We start from the raw sequence: 16,317 nt of genomic DNA on the forward strand, positions 1-16,317 counted from the left end.
GGGGGCGGCGGCGGTGCTGGTGACCTCGACGACCGCGGCGTCAACGTCCAGGTCCGCGCGCACGCCGGTGACCTGCGTCCGCAGGCGGTCGAGCCCCGCCCGGTGCCAGACGTCCCGGTCGGCGGTGCCCCAGTCGTAGGTCTCGTTGCTGGTGGGCGGGCGGTAGACGTCGAGCTCCGGGCCCGCGCGCAGCAGCTCGCGGCCGGCGGCGTCCATCGAGGTCAGGGCGCCCCGCTCGAAGCGGTATCGCCAGCCCGTGCCGCTGACGGTGATCGTGTCGCCGTCGCGGCTCAGCTTGGGCGTGCCGGCGGGCGGCTGGGCGATGCCGGGCACGACGCGCCCGCCGAGGGCGAGCTGCTGCCAGCCGAGACGCCAGCCCTGGGGCGCCCAGGCGGGCGGGTCGGCGGGCAGGGCCTCGAGGTTCAGCCAGCGCTGCCGGTTCCGCGGGTTGGCGGGCGGGGCGCCGAGGTCGAGGTCCGCGCTGCCGCCCGGCTCCAGGCGCAGGTCGCGGGTGCCGGAGCGGAGCGTGCGGTCCACCTCCTCCAGGGACCAGCGCACCTTGACCCGGAGCTCGCCCGCGGGCTGCTCGTTGTGCACGCGTACCGCGCCGGTGCCGGCGGTGGTGAACCTGATGGGGGCGTGCGCCCAGGCCATCTCGGTGGTCTCCGGCTGCGGGTAGCGGTCGGAGCCGATCAGCCCGTCGGTGCCGGACAGGCTCAGGCCCAGGCTGAGGAAGTCGCCGCGCCGCTCGAACCGGTCGAAGTCGAGCGCCAGCACCGGGTCCGCGCCCGCGCCGTACACGCGGACGTCGTCGATGAGGCCGCGGGCCAGCCGGGTCGGCGTGTTGTCCTGCTGGGTCTCGGCGTTGCGGCCGACGTTGACCTCGTACAGGCCGGGTTCCAGGGCGCCGGACTGGGCGGCCGTCGCGACCTGCCGCCCGTCGATGGACAGCCGCAGCTCCGTGCCGTCGTAGCGGCCGGTGACGCGGTGCCAGGCGCCGTACCAGTCTTCTGGCACGGCCGCCGCCGTGGCCTTCCAGCCGCCGCCGGTCGTGACGCCGAACTCCAGGGTCCGCTCGTCGCGCATCTGCAGCGCGTAGGCTCGCCCCTTCGTCACGATGGGGAAGCTGCCGGCCCACTGACCGGGCTTGACCCAGGCGTCCAGCGTCACGGCCTCGCCGGTGAGGTCGAGCGCGCGGTCCCTGAACACGTTGACGAAGTCGTCGAGGCTGGACAGCTCGACCGCCTGGCCGCGATGCCCGCCGGCGGCCCGGGGCCTGCCCACGAGGAAGGCCTGGACGCGGTTGCGGGAGGAGTCGGGGGTGAACACCAGCGGCTGGCGCAGGTTGGCCTCCGCCCAGTCCCAGATGAACCCGCCCTGCAGCGACGGGTAACGGCGGATCAGCTCCCAGAAGCGGTCGAAGTTGCCCAGGCTGTTGCCCATCGCGTGGGCGTACTCGCCGAACACGACCGGCCTGGTGGTGGTCCTGCCGATGGAGTCCACGTAGCCGGGCGTGGGGTAGCGCGGGCCCCACACGTCGGCGTACGGGGCGTCGCCGTTGGGGCTGTTGGACTGGTGGTAGAGCAGGCGGGTCGGCTCGTTCGCGTCGGCCCACTCGGCCATGGCGTAGTGGGCGGCGCCGAGGCCGGCCTCGTTGCCGGTGTCCCAGATGATGACGCTGGGGTGGTTCTTGTCCCTGGCGACCATGGCCCTGAACCGGTCGGCGAAGGCGGCCTGCCACTCCGGCCGGTCGGCCAGGCAGTTGCGGGGGCACGACTCGCGCGAGTGGGTCTCGATGTCCACCTCGTCGGCGACCCACAACCCGTGGCGGTCGGCCAGATCGTACAGGTAGGGGTCGGAGGGGTAGTGCGAGGTGCGGACCGCGTTGATGTGCAGGCTCTTCATGAGCTCGACGTCGCGCCGCTGGGCCTGGCGGGTGAGGTGGCGGCCGGTGTCCGCGTCCGTCTCGGCGCGGTTGGTCCCCTTGATCAGGACGCGCTCGCCGTTGACCAGCATCTGCCGGTCGCGCACCGCCACCTCGCGGAAGCCGACGGCCTGGGCGGTGGTGTGCAGGATCCTGCCGTCGGGGCCGAGCAGTTCGAGGGCGAGGGCGTACAGGGTGGGCGAGTCGGCGCTCCACTTGGCGGGGGCGGCGACCTGGGCGGTGAGCGTGGCGCCGCCCTGGTCGACCGGCTGTGACACGGTGGCGACCGGGCGGCCGCGGGCGTCGGTCAGCGTGCCGCGCACGGTGTGGCCGGCGGCCTCGCCCGCGACCTGCACCTTCGCGGTCAGCGTGGCGTTCTCGTGCCGGTCGTCGAGGTCGGTCGTGACGTAGGCGTCGCGGAGCAGGGTCCGGGGGGTGGCGTACATCCAGACGTCGCGGAAGATCCCGCTGTAGCGCCACTGGTCGAAGTCCTCCAGGTACGACCCCGCCCCCCCACCGGTGCACCTGCACGGCCACCCGGTTCGCCCCCGGGCGCAACGCGGCGGTCACCTCGAACTCGGCCGGGGTGTAGCCGCCCTGGTCGTAGCCCACGTAGGCGCCGTTGACCCAGACGAAGTAGCCGCTGGTGACCCCCTCGAACCGGAGGAACACCCGGCGCCCCGACCAGTTCGCCGGCACGTCGATCTGGCGGACGTACGCGCCGGTCGGGTTCACGTCGCGGGGCACCTTGGGCGGGGTGTCCGGCCAGACCTCCTCGGTGATGTTGCGGAACATCGGGTGGTCGGTGAAGTCGGACTGCCAGGTGTGCGGCACCTTGGCCACCGGCCAGCGCGAGACGTCATGGCCGGCGGTGTGGAAGCCCTCGGGCACCTCCTCGGGCCGCGGGACGAGGTCCAGCCGCCAGTCGCCGTTCAGCGAGGCGATCCACGGGGAGCGGGCCTCGTGCCGGGCCACGTCCGCGATCGCGGAGCGCGCGTCGGCGTACGGCCGCAGCACCGCGTGCGGCGCCTGCTGCCCCTCTCCCACCATTTCCGGATCCTCCAGATAGCGGTGAACGTCCACCGCCTCCGGGGCCGCGCCGGCGGGCGCCGCTGTCAGGAACGGAGTCAGGAGCGCGGCCACGGCGACCACGAACCCGCTGATCCTTGCTACCCGCCCGCGACGTGGGGACATCGCCACTCCAGGAAGCCGAGGGTGCTGATGCTGACATGAGGGTTGACTCCGCCATATCTAACATCGAACGGCGGCGAAAACAATCGGTTGCAGATCAGCCCTGGCCAGGCCGCCCTGGAAATCATCGTGCCCGTGGTGTTCGCTGTCGTGGGTGCCCGCCGATGGGACGGGGGGCGGCTCCCCGCGTACGCACCGATCCGGGACGCTCGTCACAGGAGGGGCCATGACCGCCACGCCGCACCCGCTCGACCCGCTGACGCCGGACGAGTTCACCACCGTCCGCACCGTGCTGGACGCCGCCGGCCTGGTCGGGCGCACCACCCGGTTCGCCTACGCCGGTCTCGAGGAACCGGCGAAGGAGACGCTCCTCGGCTTCGCGCCAGGGGACCCCGTCGACCGCCGGGTGCGGGTCATGCTGCTCGACGTCGCCGGCGGGCCGTCGCGGGACGTGGTCGTCTCGGTCACCAGAGAGCTGATCGACTCCGACCGCGTGCTCGACGCCGCGACGGACGGCCAGCTTCCCGTGCTGGACGAGGAGTTCGGGGTGGTCGAGGAGCTCCTGGCCACCGACGAGCGGTGGCTGGCCGCCCTCAGGAAGCGGGGCCTGAACGTGGCGCAGGTCAGGGTCGCCCCGCTGTCGGCCGGCGTGTACGCCGACGAATACCCGGACGAGACCGGCCGCCGCCTGCTGCGCGGCCTGGCCTTCGTGCAGGAGCACGAGAAGGACCACGCGTGGGCGCACCCGGTGGACGGCCTGGTCGCCTACGTCGACGTCACCAACCGGTCGGTGGACCGCGTCCTGGACTTCGGGCCCGTGCCGGTGCCCGCGGTGTCGGGCAACTACGACGACCCCGCCGTCACCGGCCCGCCGCGCACGACGCAACGGCCCATCGTCATCAGCCAGCCGGAGGGGCCCTCGTTCACCCTGGAGGGGAACCTGCTGCGCTGGGAGAACTGGTCGCTCCGCGTCGGCTTCGACGCCCGCGAGGGGCTGGTCCTGCACCAGCTCTCGTTCCGTGATCGCGATGCGGGCCGCGACCGCTCGATCGTCCACCGCGCCTCGATCGCCGAGATGGTGGTGCCGTACGCCGACCCCTCGCCGGTGCGCTCGTGGCAGAACTACTTCGACACCGGCGAATACCTCGTCGGCCAGTACGCCAACCCCCTCGAGCTCGGGTGCGACTGCGTCGGCGAGATCACCTACCTCGACGCCGTCATCGCCGACCAGCACGGCGCCCCGAAGACCATCACGAACGCGGTCTGCGTGCACGAGGAGGATCACGGCGTCCTCTGGAAGCACAGCGACCTGTGGACGAACGCGGCGCAGACCCGCCGTCAGCGCCGCCTGGTCCTGTCCTTCTTCACCACGGTCGGCAACTACGACTACGGCTTCTACTGGTACCTCTACCTCGACGGCGGCATCGAGTTCGAGCTCAAGGCCACCGGCGTGCTGTTCACCTGCGCCCACCCGGGCGGCGAGCAGCCGTACGCCGCCGAGGTGGCGCCGGGCCTGGGCGCGCCCTTCCACCAGCACCTGTTCTGCGCCCGCCTGGACATGGCGGTGGACGGGGCGGACAACCGGGTCGAGGAGGTGGACGTGGCCCGGATCCCGATGGGTCCCGGCAACCCGCGCGGCAACGCCTTCACCTACCGGCGCACCCCGCTGACCCGGGAGAGCCGCGCCCAGCGCGGCGCCGACGCGAGCGTTGACCGCGTCTGGCACATCACCAACCCGGCCGCCCGCAACGCGCTGGGCAACCCGGTCGGGTACGCCCTGTGTCCCGACGGCAAGCCGGTGCTGCTGGCCGATCCCGGCTCCTCGATCGCCGCGCGGGCCGCGTTCGCCACCCGGCACCTGTGGGTGACGGCGTACGACCCGGCCGAGCGCTATCCGGCGGGCGACTTCGTCAACCGGCATCCGGGCGGCGCGGGGCTGCCCGCCTTCGCCGCCGCCGACCGCGACCTCGACGGCCAATCCCTCGTCGTCTGGCACACGTTCGGGCTCACCCACGCGCCCCGGCCGGAGGACTGGCCGATCATGCCGGTCGACCGTACGGGCTTCGCACTGCGGCCGGTCGGTTTCTTCGACCGTAATCCCACGCTCGACGTGCCCGCCGCGCACGACGGGCACGGCGCCTGACCCCTCACACGGACATCGGCCGGAACAATCGACCGGAACAATCGACCGGCCGTGCGCGTCGGGCGCCGTCTCAGCGGGGCGGGGTGGTCGAGGCGCGGGCCACCAGGTCGGGCTGGAAGATGACCTGCCGGTGCTCGTGCCCGTCGGGCCGGTTGGCCTCCTCCAGCAGGAGCAGGGCGGCCGTGTGGCCGAGTTGTTCGCGTGGCTGCCGGATCGACGACAGCGGCACCGCGGCCGCCGCGGCGAAGTCGATGTCGTCGTAGCCGAGGATGGCCAGGTCGGCGGGCACCCGCAGGCCGCGCTGCGTCATCTCCTGCAGCACCCCGATCGCGACCAGGTCGTTGGCGCAGAAGACGGCGGTGGGCCGCTCACCCGGGGGCAGGCCGGCGATCTCCTCGCCGGCGGTGCGGCCGGTGGCGACGGTGAGGTCGGGCAGGGGGATGACGGTCAGCCGGTCGTCCGCCCCGAGCACCCCGGCCAGCCCGTCGTGCCGCTCCCGCACCTGCCGTACGCTGAACGGCCCGCCCGCGAACGCGATGTGACGATGCCCCCGCTCCCGCAGGTGCCGCCCCGCCAGCCGCCCGCCCAGCACGTCGTCCACCGCGACCGCGCACCCGTGACTGTGCCGGGCCGAGCTGTCGAACCGCACCACCGGGATGCCCCGGGCGATGAGCCGGCTCAGCCGCTCCTCCTCGCCGCTGTCGTTCACCGGCGTGATCAGCACGCCCAGCGGCCGCTGCTCCTCGAACGTCTCCAGCAGCCCCGCCTCGCGGCCGGCGTCCTTGTTGCTGTTGAAGACCATCACGGTGATGTCGGACCGCTGCGCCGCCGTCTCGACGCCGCGCAGCACGTCGATGAAGAACGGGTTGGCCAGGTCGAGCGCGACCACGCCGATCGTCCGGCTGCGCCCGGCGCGTAACTGCCGGGCCGAGCCGTTACGGACGTAGCCGAGCTGCGCGATCGCGGACTGAACCCGCCGCCGGGTGTCCGGCGCCACCATCTCCGGCCGGTTGAGCACATTGCTCACCGTGCCGACGGAGACTCCGGCGAGCCGGGCAACCTCTTTGATGCTCGACATCGTTCCTCGCGTCAGGTGAGCGGCGGAGCGCTGGCGACACGCGGCTCGGCGGCGACGTCAGGGGGTGGTGAATCGTTCCAGGTCGCGAGCGTGTCGTCACGGTGATCATAGCGCAGCCGACACGGGCCGTTCCGAAACGATTTACTCACTACTTGGCATCGGCCCAGCGGGTCCGTGACCCGGCCGAGGTCCTTGACGCCCTTGGGGTCGTGAGCGCCCCGTACCTCATTCGCTTTGACGCGTCACGGTTGGGTGATCTTCGTCAGATGGCCTTGACCGCATCGGACATCCATCCTTAGATCAAAAGGTTCACCCGCCCCAGAACCCCTCGGAGGACACCCGCATGGCTTCGGCAGGGACGCGTACGCCGTGCTGACCGAGCATCCCGACCAGGCCGTAGAGCGGCGCCGCCGCCGGGGACGGGCGTTACGCGTCTCCACCGTACTGGCCGGCCTCGTTCAGCTCGTCCTGGCCGCCCTGCTGGTCGGCGTCCCCGGCAGCTCCCCCACGCTCGCCCCGCTGCCCACCCTGGACCACGACCACCGGCATCTCGCGACCCGCCGACCGGCGGCCGCGCTCAGCCCTCGCCCGACGGCCTCGCCGTCCAGGACCCCCGCGCCCCCGCGTCCGGAGACGGCCTCCGCCGGCGCCCCGCCGACGCCCGCCGCGCGCACCAGCCCCGCCACCCGGCGCCCCACGCGCACCACCCCGCCCGTGTCGGGCCGCACGCCCACCGGGCGGGAGGTCCTGAAGGTCGTGCCCGCCACCCCGCCCCCCGCCAAGCAGCGCAGGGCCGCCCGCCCCACCCGGACCGCGACCGTGACGCCGCCGCCCAGCGTCACCCCGGCGACCGGCCGCGACCGCACCCCGCCGGGCCAGACGCGCCGGCCGCCGGGCCAGGCCGGCGCACCGGGGCAGGAGCAGACGCACACCCCGCCGGGTCAGCTCGCGAAGTAGGGCGCTCCACCCCGGTCTCCACCCTTCGGAGGTGCCGGTCCACCCGGCTCGTTTCCTACCGTCGCTGCCGTGAACAACAAGAAACTCGAACTGCTGCAGCGGCTCCTGGACGCCAATGGGGGAAAGTTGACCGGAAAGTTCCTGCTCGCGATCGCCGTCGTGGCCGTGATCGTCGTCATCGGATTCGTCGCGTTCCGCCTTATCTTGGTGGACATGATTCTCACGCTGAGGGACTCCCGCTAGGCCATGCGGGAGGTGTGGGCGCGGGTCAAGCGGCTGCTGGCCGCCGACGACCCGGAGACGGGGCGGCTGACCAGGTTCGTGCTGAGCGTGGTCCTGGCGTGGTCGCTGGTCACGGTCTCGCCCGGCCGGGCGCCCGCGCTCGTGTGGACGGCGCTGGGTGTGGCGATGGCCTGCTGGCTGGCGTTCGTGCTGCTCGACGGCCGCTTCCCGCGCCTGGCCGTGGGGCTGCTCGCGGGCGGCTCCGCGGCGTCGGCCGCGGTGAGCGGCTCGGCCGAGGCGGCGCCCACGGTGTTCCTGTTCGCGATGCTGCTGCTGTTCTCGGCGCACATGACGCCGGGCATGGCGGCCATCGCGCTCGTCACCGCGGCCGACCTGACGCTGATGGCGGGCAGCATGCTCTGGTTCGAGCAGCCGTCGCGGGCGGCCATCGCGGTGCAGGCCGCGGTGATGCTCTGCGCGGTGCTGTTCGCGCTGCACCGGCGCCAATACCGCCGCGCCCAGCAGGACCGGGCCAGGGCCATGGCGCTCGACGAGCGGGCCCGCATCGCCAGGGAGCTGCACGACGTGCTCGCCCACTCGCTCGGGGCGCTGGGCGTGCAGCTCGACGTGGCCGAGGCGCTGCTGACCGAGCGGGGCGACGTGGACGGCGCGGTGGCGCGCATCCGCAGGTCGCGGGGGCTGGCCAGGGAGGGGCTCGTCGAGGCGCGGGCGGCGGTGGCCGCGCTGCGTGAGGACATACCGCCGCTGCCGGACGCGCTCGGGCTGCTGGTGTCCGAGCACCGCCGCGATCACGGCGTGCCGGCCGAGCTGCGCACGACCGGTGTGCGCCGCCCGATCACCCCGGCGGCGGAGGTCTGCCTGCTGCGCACGGCCCGCGAGGCCCTCACCAACGCGGCCCGGCACGCCGCCGACCGGCCGATCACGGTCGAGCTGACGTACGGCGACCAGGACGTCCGCCTGACGGTGCGCAACCCCCTCCGGCGACCGGCCGCCGCGCCGGGCGAGGCCGGATACGGGCTGTCCGGCATGCGGGAGCGGGTGGCGCTGGCCGGCGGGAGGCTCGTCGCGGGGCCCGCCGGCGGGGTCTGGCAGGTGCGGGCGGTGGTGCCGGAATGAGGGTCCTGGTGGTGGACGACCAGCAGGCGATGCGCGAAGGGCTGGTGGCCCTGCTGGGGCTGGTGGACGAGGTCGAGGTCGTGGGCGACGCGGGGCACGGCGAGGAGGCCCTGAGCCTGGTGGCCGCGCTCGGCCCCGACGTGGTGCTGATGGACCTGCGCATGCCGGTCATGGACGGCGTCGAAGCGACCAGGCGGATCGCCCGCGAGTATCCGGGGGTGGCCGTGGTGGTGCTGACGACGTACGACGACGACCGGTCGGTGGACTCCGCGCTGCTGGCGGGGGCGCGCGGCTACCTCACCAAGGACGCCGGGCGCGCCGAGATCGCCGCCGCGCTGCGCTCGGCCGCCGCCGGGCAGTCCACCTTCTCGCCGGCCGCCGCCCGGCGGCTGGTGGCGGCGCTGTCGCGGAGCGGGCCGCCCGAGCCGGTGACGACGTGCCCCGACGGGCTGACCGTCCGGGAGGTGGAGGTGCTGCGGCTGATCGCGGAGGGTCTGAGCAACGCCGAGATCGGCGCCCGGCTGTTCATCGCCGGGACGACCGTCAAGACGCACATCAACAACGCCTTCGCCAAGATCGGCGTACGCAACCGCACGGAGGCCGCCGGGTACGCCCGGGACAAACTCCTCCCTTGACAGCCCGCCCTTACTGGAAAGAAACTTAACCGAATTGTGAGAGAGCGCTCTCTCACACTCCCACGGCTACCCCTTCGACGACGTCGCCGACCAGTCCACCTACATCCAGGACCTCGCCCCCACCTCGATCCGCCTGCGGCTCACCCCGTTCAACGCGAACCCCCGGACCGCGCGGTCAGTGGATGGGGCGGCCGTGCGCGTCGGGGACGCCCGACTTGCGCAGGAAATAGGTGTTGAGCTGGTCACGCCACTCCCCGGCCGAGCGCACCTGCTCGTCGAGCCGCTCCCGCACCCGGGCGTACAGGTCGGGCGCGACCAGCCCGTCGCCCGCCAGCTTCTCCCACAGCAGCCGCGTCCGGGCCGCCTCCTCCGCCCCGGCGAAGTGGGTGTCGTAGATGTGCTGAACGACCGTGGTCCCGTCACCCAGCACGTGCCCGTACGGCACGTGGTGGAAGAACAGCAGCAGCTCGTCGGGGCAGTCGTCGAGCGACTCGTACACCTCCGACCACGGCTCCGGATACTGGCCGGTAAACCCGGTTCCGGACGAACGGGTGCGATCCACCCCCACCCCGTCGCGGTCGGCGAAGTGGTACGTCCCCCACGGCGTGTACTCGTATCCGTCCACGTCAGGCCCGTAGTGGTGGCCGGGCCGGACCATGAACCCCACCCCGAGCGGTGCGGTGTACCGCTCGTACGTCCGCCACGACCCGTCCATCATCTCGCGCAGCGTGCGCCGCAGCCGCTCCGGATCGGCGCAGCCCGCGAACGTCAACCCGATCCACTCGTCGAGCACGGCACCCGGCTCCAGGCCCGGCGCCCAGGCCAGGCGGCCGAAGGCGTACAGGTTGGCCTGGGCGAGCGGATGGCCGGTCCAGTACGGGTCGTCGCCCACGTTGGACACCGCGACCACCCCGCCGCGCACCGCCACGTCGGCGACCGCGGGCCCGGCCTCGCCCCAGGGCCGGAACCCGAGCACCTCGCTCCAGAGCGGCCCCAGGTAGCAGACATGCCGCTGCTGCCCGGTGTACTCCTGGGTCACCTGGAACTCCACCGCCAGGCGGGTGGCGGGCATGGCGGCGATCACCGGGGACACCGGCTCGCGGACCTGGAAGTCCATGGGGCCGTACTTGACCTGCAAGATCGCGTTGTCGCGGAACCGCCCGTCGAGCGGGGCGAAGTGGTCGTACGCGGCGCGGGCGCGGTCGGTGGAGCGGTCGCGCCAGTCCTGGCGGTGGTCGTAGACGAAGGCACGCCAGTGCACCACCCCACCGTGGGGCGCCAGCGCGTCGGCCAGCAGGTTGGCCCCGTCGGCGTGGCTGCGCCCGTACGCGAACGGCCCCGGCTGGCCCTCCGAGTCCGCCTTGACCACGTACCCGCCGAAGTCGGGGATCGTCGCGTACACCCGCTCGGTCGTGCGCGCCCACCACTCCCGGACGCCCGCGTCGAGCGGGTCGGCCGTCGGCAGCCCGCCGAGCGCGACGGGGGAGGCGAAGTTGACCGACAGGTGCACGCGGATCCCGTACGGGCGCAGCTCCGCGGCGATCGCGGCGACCTCGCCGAGCCGGTCCGTCAGCAGACGGGCCTCGGTGGCGTGCACGTTCACGTTGTTCACCGCGACCGCGTTCACCCCGGACGCGGCCAGCAGCCGCCCGTAGGCGCGCACCCGGGTCAGGTCGTCGTGCGCGACGCCGTCCCGCCAGAAGATCGACCCGCCCGCGTAGCCCCGCTCGACCTGGCCCATCACGGGATGCACGTCGATGTTGTCCCAGTGGTCGAGCATACGCCGCCGCGTCGCCGGGCGGTGGCGGACCGCCGCCCGGTCCGCCGCGAACGCGGCCTCGCCGAGCCTGACCACCTCGAAGAACCCGTACAGCAGGCCGGCCTGGCCGCCGGCGCGCACCGTGGTGACGCCGTCCCGGCGGCCGAGCACGAAGTCCTCGTCCCCGAGGTCGCCGTCCGGGGACAGCGTGAGGGCGAGATCGTGGGCGGCGCCGGAGGCGACGGGTTCGCCGCCGTACCGGGCGCAGGCGTGCGCGACCTCGGCCCGGACGGTCTCGGCGAGCGTCCCGTCGCCGGCCACGAGCGTCCGGCGCGAGCCGACCGCCCGGAACGCCTCAGGGGGCAGCCAGGCCGGATGGACGTCGTTCAGCTCGGGAATGGTCATCGGGGAAACTCCTCACGTCAGGCGGTGAAGCGCTGCTGGACCTCGGCGATCATCGGGCGGGCGTTCCACAGGAGCGCCGCCGCGAGCACCGAGCCCAGCAGCACCAGCACCATCTCGGTGGCGACCAGCGTGACGCCGCCCGCCACGATCAGCAGGCACAGGTTGGCCAGGGTGGCCCCGGGAAAGCGGCCCAGCGAGTACGCGGCCAGCCGGGCCACGTCCACCGCCCGGAACGCGAACAGCGACGTGATCACCAGCGCGTTGCCCACCCACAGCGTGGACACCGCCGCGAACACCACCAGCAGCACCGCCCACCAGCCGGGCACCCCCGCGGCCGAGAAGTTGCCCAGGATCGTCCCGACGACGGTCAGCCAGACCAGCCAGGGTGCCCAGATCTTCAGAGCGCCGCCGGCGTTCGCCTTGTATCCGCGCCAGAACGCGACCCCGGGTTTCAGGTCCGTCAGCTCCCGGCGGCGGTGGCGCAGCGCGTAGAGGGAGGCGGAGAGCGCGGGGCCGAGCGGGAGCAGGCAGAGCGCGGCCAGCGGCACGTTGCTGGCGTGCCGGTCGAGCAGGATCAGCCCGGCCAGGCCGGGCGCGGAGGTGACCAGCAGGAGGAGCTCCACGGTCAGCAGGGTGTAGATCAGCGCGGCGGCACGCGAGAGCGGCCCCGTCCCGAAGCGCTGATCCGCTTTGACGTCGCTCATGGTGCGCCCTCCCCCAGTCCGAGCGGCCGGTCGTCGTCCCACCTCGGTGGAGTCCCGTCGGCCACCGCCGCGTCATCGTCCTTCGTGTCCTGGCCGTCTCCGGCAGGTCAGCCGTGGTCCTTCTTGAACCGCTCGTAGGCGGAGTTGACCAGGTTGATGTAGGAGGTCATGTTCTTGCCCTCCAGTTCCTTGACGTAGGCGTCCCACTCGCTGATGTCGCGCTCGCCGAGGATGAACTTGAGCGTGTTCTGGGTGACGTAGTCCTTGAGCGGCGTCTCCCAGAGCGTGGTCTGCTCACGCTCCTCCTCGTTGAACGGGTGCGGGGGGTCGACCGGCCACGGCTTCCTGGCGTTCATCACCTTCTGGAACTCCAGCTCCTCCTCCGAGAAGGTGGAGTTGAGCAGCGCGGTGGTGCCGCCGTAGGCGAAGACGCCGTTGGAGAAGCCGAAGTCCTTCTGCAGGTGCTTGGGCACGCCGGGGTTGAGCCCGACGAAGTCGATGTCGGCGGCCAGCTTGTACGTGCCGCCGTCCTTGCTGAACGTCGTGCCCTCGACGCCCCACTTGGCGAACTCCTCACCCTGGTCGGAGTACCAGAGCCAGTCCATGAACTGCATCATGGCCACGAAGTTCTTGTTCTCCAGGGCCTTCTTGGAGATCATGACGCCGTTCTCGAGGCGTGTGCCGATCTTGTAGTCCCCGACCGGGCCCATCGGCACCGGAATCTTGGCGATCTTGGCGTCGGGGTTGTTCTCGGTCAGCGACGCCCGGTAGTCGTTGATCAGCGACTGTGCGTTGCTGCTGATCACGAAGGACTTGCCGGAGACGAACTTCTGCTTGGCCTGATCGTCCTGCTGGGTGAAGCTCTCCGGGTCGAGCAGCTTCTCCTTCACCAGCTTGTGCAGATACTCGATCATCTGCTTGTACTGCGGCATGGCGCCGGTGTAGGCGAACTTGCCGGCGGCGGAGTCCCAGGTCGCGTGCTGGTACTCCCAGCCGCCCTTGGCGCCGAACGCCTGGGCGACGATCTTGAGCAGGTTGCCGCCCGGCGTGGGCACGCCCCACCGGTCGGTCATGGGGTACTGGTCGGGATACTCGGCCTTCATGGCCTTGAGCACGGTGTACAGCTCGTCCCAGGTCGTGGGGACCTTCAGGTTGAGCTTTTCCAGGATGTCCGTCCGCACCGCGAGGGAGTAGTCGACCCAGATCTCCTCGTGCAGGCCGGGCAGCAGGTAGAAGCGGCCGTCGGACTGGCGCAGCGTGTCCAGCTCCGGCTCCATCTTCCACTTGGCGACCTTGTCCTTGAAGTTCGGCATCAGGTCGAGGTAGTCGCTGACCGGCAGGACGGCGCCGGAGGCGACGAACGCCTCCTCCTGCGGGTGGTACGTCTTCGGGATGATGAGCGGGGCCTGCCCCGAGCCCACCAGCAGGCCGCGCTTCTTCTCGTAGTCGCTGAGCGGCACCGTCACGGCCTTGAGCGTCACGTTCGTGCGCTTGGTCAGCTCCTGCCAGAACAGCCAGTCGTCCTTGTGCGGGTAGAACGGGTGGTTGTTGTAGAGCACGTCGAACGAGACCGGCTCGGTGGCCTTGAACTGCTGGTTGACGCCGTAGTTCGCCATCGCGCCCGCCTTGTTCGCGGAAACGTCGGCGGCCTTCTTCGGCGCCCCGTCCTCGCCGCAGCCGGCGAGCACGAGGGTGAGCGCCCCCAGGCCGAGGAGCGCCTGACGTCGGGAGAGTTCGCGCATGGGATTTCCTTCTGGTGAGGCGGTGGGGGGAACGGACTAGCCCTTGACCGCGCCGATCATGACTCCGGAGACGAAGTACCTCTGGACGAAGGGGTAGACCGCGAGGATGGGCAGGACGGTGAGCATGATCGTCACCGACTGGATGTTGGCGGCGGCCTGCGTCACCTCGGAGGTCACGGCGCCGGCCGACTCGGCTCCGGTGGCCCCGGCGATGAGGTTGCGCAGGTAGATGGTCACCGGGAACAGGTCGGTCTCGTTCAGGTAGAGGAACGCCGTGAACCACGAGTTCCAGAACGAGACCGCGTAGAACAGCACCATCGTGGCGAGGACCGCCTTCGACAGCGGCAGCACGACCTTCCACAGGACGCCGTAGGTGTTCAGGCCGTCGATGGCGGCGGCCTCCTCCAGCTCCTGCGGCAGCCCTTCGAAGAACGCCTTCATGACCAGGAGGTTGAACACGCTGATGGCGTTGGGCAGCACGATCGCCCAGATCGAGTTGGTCAGCCCGAGGCCGTTGACCAGCACGTACTGGGGGATCAGGCCACCGGAGAAGATCATGGTGAAGACGGCCACCCAGATCAGGAACGTGCGGCCCTTGAGGTGCTTCTTGGACAGCACGTACGCGTAACACGTCGTCAGCAGCATCGCGATGGCCGTGGCGACGACGGTGTAGAGCACGGTGTTGCCGTAGTTGGTCCAGAACATCGGGTCGGAGATCACGATCCGGTAGGTCGTGAGGTTGAACCCGCGCGGGACGAGGTTGACCTGCCCGCTGATGATGTAGCGCTCTTGGCTGAACGAACGGGCGATGATGTTGACGAAGGGGTACAGCGTCACGATCACGACGCCGGTCAGGACGACGGCGTTGATCACCTGGAACGCGCGGTAGCCCCGGCTCTTGCTGATCGCTACCACAGGCTCGTCCCTACTGTGCGACGGGAGATCAGGTTCGCCGACAGGATGAGCACCACGCCGATCAGCGCCTCGAACAGGCCGATCGCGGCGGCGTAGCTCATGTTGCTGGACTCCACGCCCATGCGGTACAGGTAGGTGGAGATCACGTCGGCGGTCGGATAGGTCAGCGGGTTGTACAGCAACAAGACCTTCTCGAAGCCCACGGCCATGAACGTGCCGATGTTGAGCACCAGCAGCGTGATCGCCGTCGGCCGGATGCCCGGCAGGGTGACGTGCCAGATCTGCCGCCACCGGCCGGCGCCGTCCATCCTGGCCGCCTCGTAGAGCTGCTCGTTGATGGTCGTCAGCGCGGCCAGGTAGAGGATGGTCCCCCAGCCGACGGTCTGCCAGACCTCCGACGAGACGAAGATCGTGCGGAACCAGTCCGGCTTCTGCATGAACGCCGTGGCCTCACCGCCGAACGACTTCACGATCTGGTTGACCGGCCCGTCGATCGACAACATCTGCATGACGATGCCGGCCACGATGACCATCGACAGGAAGTGCGGCAGATAGGACACCGACTGCAGGAACCTCTTGAGGCGCACGCTGCGCACCTCGTTGAGCAGCAGGGCCAGCACGATCGGCAGCGGGAAGCAGAACAGCAGGGTCAGCGCCCCGAGGACGAGCGTGTTGGTGAACACGTTCCAGAACGTCGGGTCGCTCAGGAACATCCTCACGTAGCGCAGACCCACCCAGTCCTCGCCGAAGATGCTGCCGCCCGGCTCGAACTTCCTGAACGCGATGATGTTGCCGATCATGGGCGCGTACCGGAAGATCGCGAAGAACAGCAGCGGCAGGATCGCCAGCGAGTAGAGCTGCCAGTCCCGCCGGATCGCGGCCCGCCAGGAGCCGCCCCCGTAACGCGCGCGCCGGCCCCGGACGGGCTTCTTCTCGCGGGTGTCGCGCGCGTCCGGGCTCAGCGTCTTGGATGTGGTCATCCTCGGCCCTCCGGTGGGTTGCGGTCGATGTGCGCCGGCGCCTGCAGCCGCCGCTGGTGTCCGACCTGGCGCTCGGCGCCCACCAGGCGCAGCGGCAGGCTCGCCGCCGTCTCCGCGCTGGAACGGCCGAAGCGCAGCTCGACGGCGCCCGGCTCGACGATGCGCCGGCCGTGGGTCCCGGTGAACGACGTGACGTCGGCGGGGACGGTGAAGGTCACGCGCGCCGACTCCCCCGCCTCCAGCGGGACGCGGGCGTAGCCGATCAGCCGGACCACCGGCCGCGTCACCTGCGCGACGGGGTCGTGCAGGTAGAGCTGGACGATCTCCGCGCCGGCCCGCGACCCGGTGTTGCGCACCGTGATCCCGGCGCGCACCTCGCCGTCGACCGGCCAGTCCCCGGAACCGCCCACTGGGTCGTCCGCTGTTCCGGCCGCTGTTCCGGCCGCTGTTCCGGCCGCTGTTCCGGCCGCTGTTCCGGCCGCTGTTCCGGCCGCTGTTCCGGCCGCTGTTCCGGCCGCTGTTCCG

At 71.5% G+C, this 16,317-nt stretch carries 12 protein-coding genes and 2 pseudogenes; 5 read left to right on the forward strand and 9 right to left on the reverse strand.

What is annotated here, in order from left to right:
* Positions 1-72: 72 nt before the first annotated feature.
* Positions 73-2,370: pseudogene (locus AB0I15_RS57805) on the reverse strand (glycoside hydrolase family 2 TIM barrel-domain containing protein); the annotation flags it as partial.
* A 115-nt stretch (positions 2,371-2,485) separates the two neighbouring features.
* Positions 2,486-3,118: pseudogene (locus AB0I15_RS57810) on the reverse strand (sugar-binding domain-containing protein); the annotation flags it as partial.
* Positions 3,119-3,341: 223 nt separating this feature from the next.
* On the opposite strand from AB0I15_RS57810, the gene AB0I15_RS57815 reads away from it, so the two are divergent.
* On the forward strand, positions 3,342-5,258 hold the full coding sequence (locus AB0I15_RS57815) for a primary-amine oxidase (RefSeq protein WP_358117223.1): 1,917 nt from the start codon (positions 3,342-3,344) through the stop codon (positions 5,256-5,258).
* Between the two features lie 70 nt (positions 5,259-5,328).
* Here the strand turns inward: AB0I15_RS57815 and AB0I15_RS57820 are convergent, their stop codons facing one another.
* Positions 5,329-6,336, reverse strand: a complete 1,008-nt coding sequence (locus AB0I15_RS57820) for a LacI family DNA-binding transcriptional regulator (RefSeq protein ID WP_358117226.1) — start codon at positions 6,334-6,336, stop codon at positions 5,329-5,331.
* A 369-nt stretch (positions 6,337-6,705) separates the two neighbouring features.
* Between AB0I15_RS57820 and AB0I15_RS57825 the strand changes: the two genes are divergently transcribed.
* The 4 genes from AB0I15_RS57825 to AB0I15_RS57840 all read left to right on the forward strand — a co-directional run bounded on the left by AB0I15_RS57825 (position 6,706) and on the right by AB0I15_RS57840 (position 9,287).
* Positions 6,706-7,293 carry a hypothetical protein gene (locus AB0I15_RS57825; RefSeq protein ID WP_358117229.1) on the forward strand — a complete coding sequence of 196 codons (588 nt, stop codon included), beginning with the start codon at positions 6,706-6,708 and terminating at the stop codon, positions 7,291-7,293.
* Between the two features lie 69 nt (positions 7,294-7,362).
* Entirely contained in the window at positions 7,363-7,536 is a 174-nt protein-coding gene (locus AB0I15_RS57830) for a hypothetical protein (protein WP_358117231.1), read from the forward strand.
* A 3-nt stretch (positions 7,537-7,539) separates the two neighbouring features.
* Positions 7,540-8,652 carry a histidine kinase gene (locus AB0I15_RS57835; RefSeq protein ID WP_358117234.1) on the forward strand — a complete coding sequence of 371 codons (1,113 nt, stop codon included), beginning with the start codon at positions 7,540-7,542 and terminating at the stop codon, positions 8,650-8,652.
* Complete coding sequence (locus AB0I15_RS57840) at positions 8,649-9,287, forward strand: response regulator transcription factor (RefSeq protein ID WP_358117236.1); 639 nt, start codon at positions 8,649-8,651, stop codon at positions 9,285-9,287. The genes AB0I15_RS57835 and AB0I15_RS57840 overlap by 4 nt, the downstream gene beginning before the upstream one ends.
* 175 nt (positions 9,288-9,462) lie before the next feature.
* Here the strand turns inward: AB0I15_RS57840 and AB0I15_RS57845 are convergent, their stop codons facing one another.
* The 6 genes from AB0I15_RS57845 to AB0I15_RS57870 form a co-directional block, all read right to left on the reverse strand.
* Positions 9,463-11,451, reverse strand: a complete 1,989-nt coding sequence (locus AB0I15_RS57845; RefSeq protein ID WP_358117238.1) for an alpha-glucuronidase — start codon at positions 11,449-11,451, stop codon at positions 9,463-9,465.
* 17 nt (positions 11,452-11,468) lie between these two features.
* Entirely contained in the window at positions 11,469-12,155 is a 687-nt protein-coding gene (locus AB0I15_RS57850) for a hypothetical protein (protein ID WP_358117240.1), read from the reverse strand.
* 107 nt (positions 12,156-12,262) lie between these two features.
* Entirely contained in the window at positions 12,263-13,897 is a 1,635-nt protein-coding gene (locus tag AB0I15_RS57855) for an extracellular solute-binding protein (protein ID WP_358117243.1), read from the reverse strand.
* A 36-nt stretch (positions 13,898-13,933) separates the two neighbouring features.
* Positions 13,934-14,812: a carbohydrate ABC transporter permease gene (locus AB0I15_RS57860; RefSeq protein WP_358117246.1), complete on the reverse strand. Its 879-nt coding sequence runs from the start codon at positions 14,810-14,812 to the stop codon at positions 13,934-13,936.
* Complete coding sequence (locus AB0I15_RS57865; protein ID WP_358117249.1) at positions 14,806-15,792, reverse strand: ABC transporter permease subunit; 987 nt, start codon at positions 15,790-15,792, stop codon at positions 14,806-14,808. The genes AB0I15_RS57860 and AB0I15_RS57865 overlap by 7 nt, the downstream gene beginning before the upstream one ends.
* Positions 15,789-16,202 carry a fibronectin type III-like domain-contianing protein gene (locus AB0I15_RS57870; protein ID WP_358117251.1) on the reverse strand — a complete coding sequence of 138 codons (414 nt, stop codon included), beginning with the start codon at positions 16,200-16,202 and terminating at the stop codon, positions 15,789-15,791. The genes AB0I15_RS57865 and AB0I15_RS57870 overlap by 4 nt, the downstream gene beginning before the upstream one ends.
* Positions 16,203-16,317 lie beyond the last annotated feature (115 nt).

The sequence above is a fragment of the Nonomuraea sp. NPDC050643 genome (genome assembly GCF_040654715.1).
Classification (GTDB): domain Bacteria; phylum Actinomycetota; class Actinomycetes; order Streptosporangiales; family Streptosporangiaceae; genus Nonomuraea.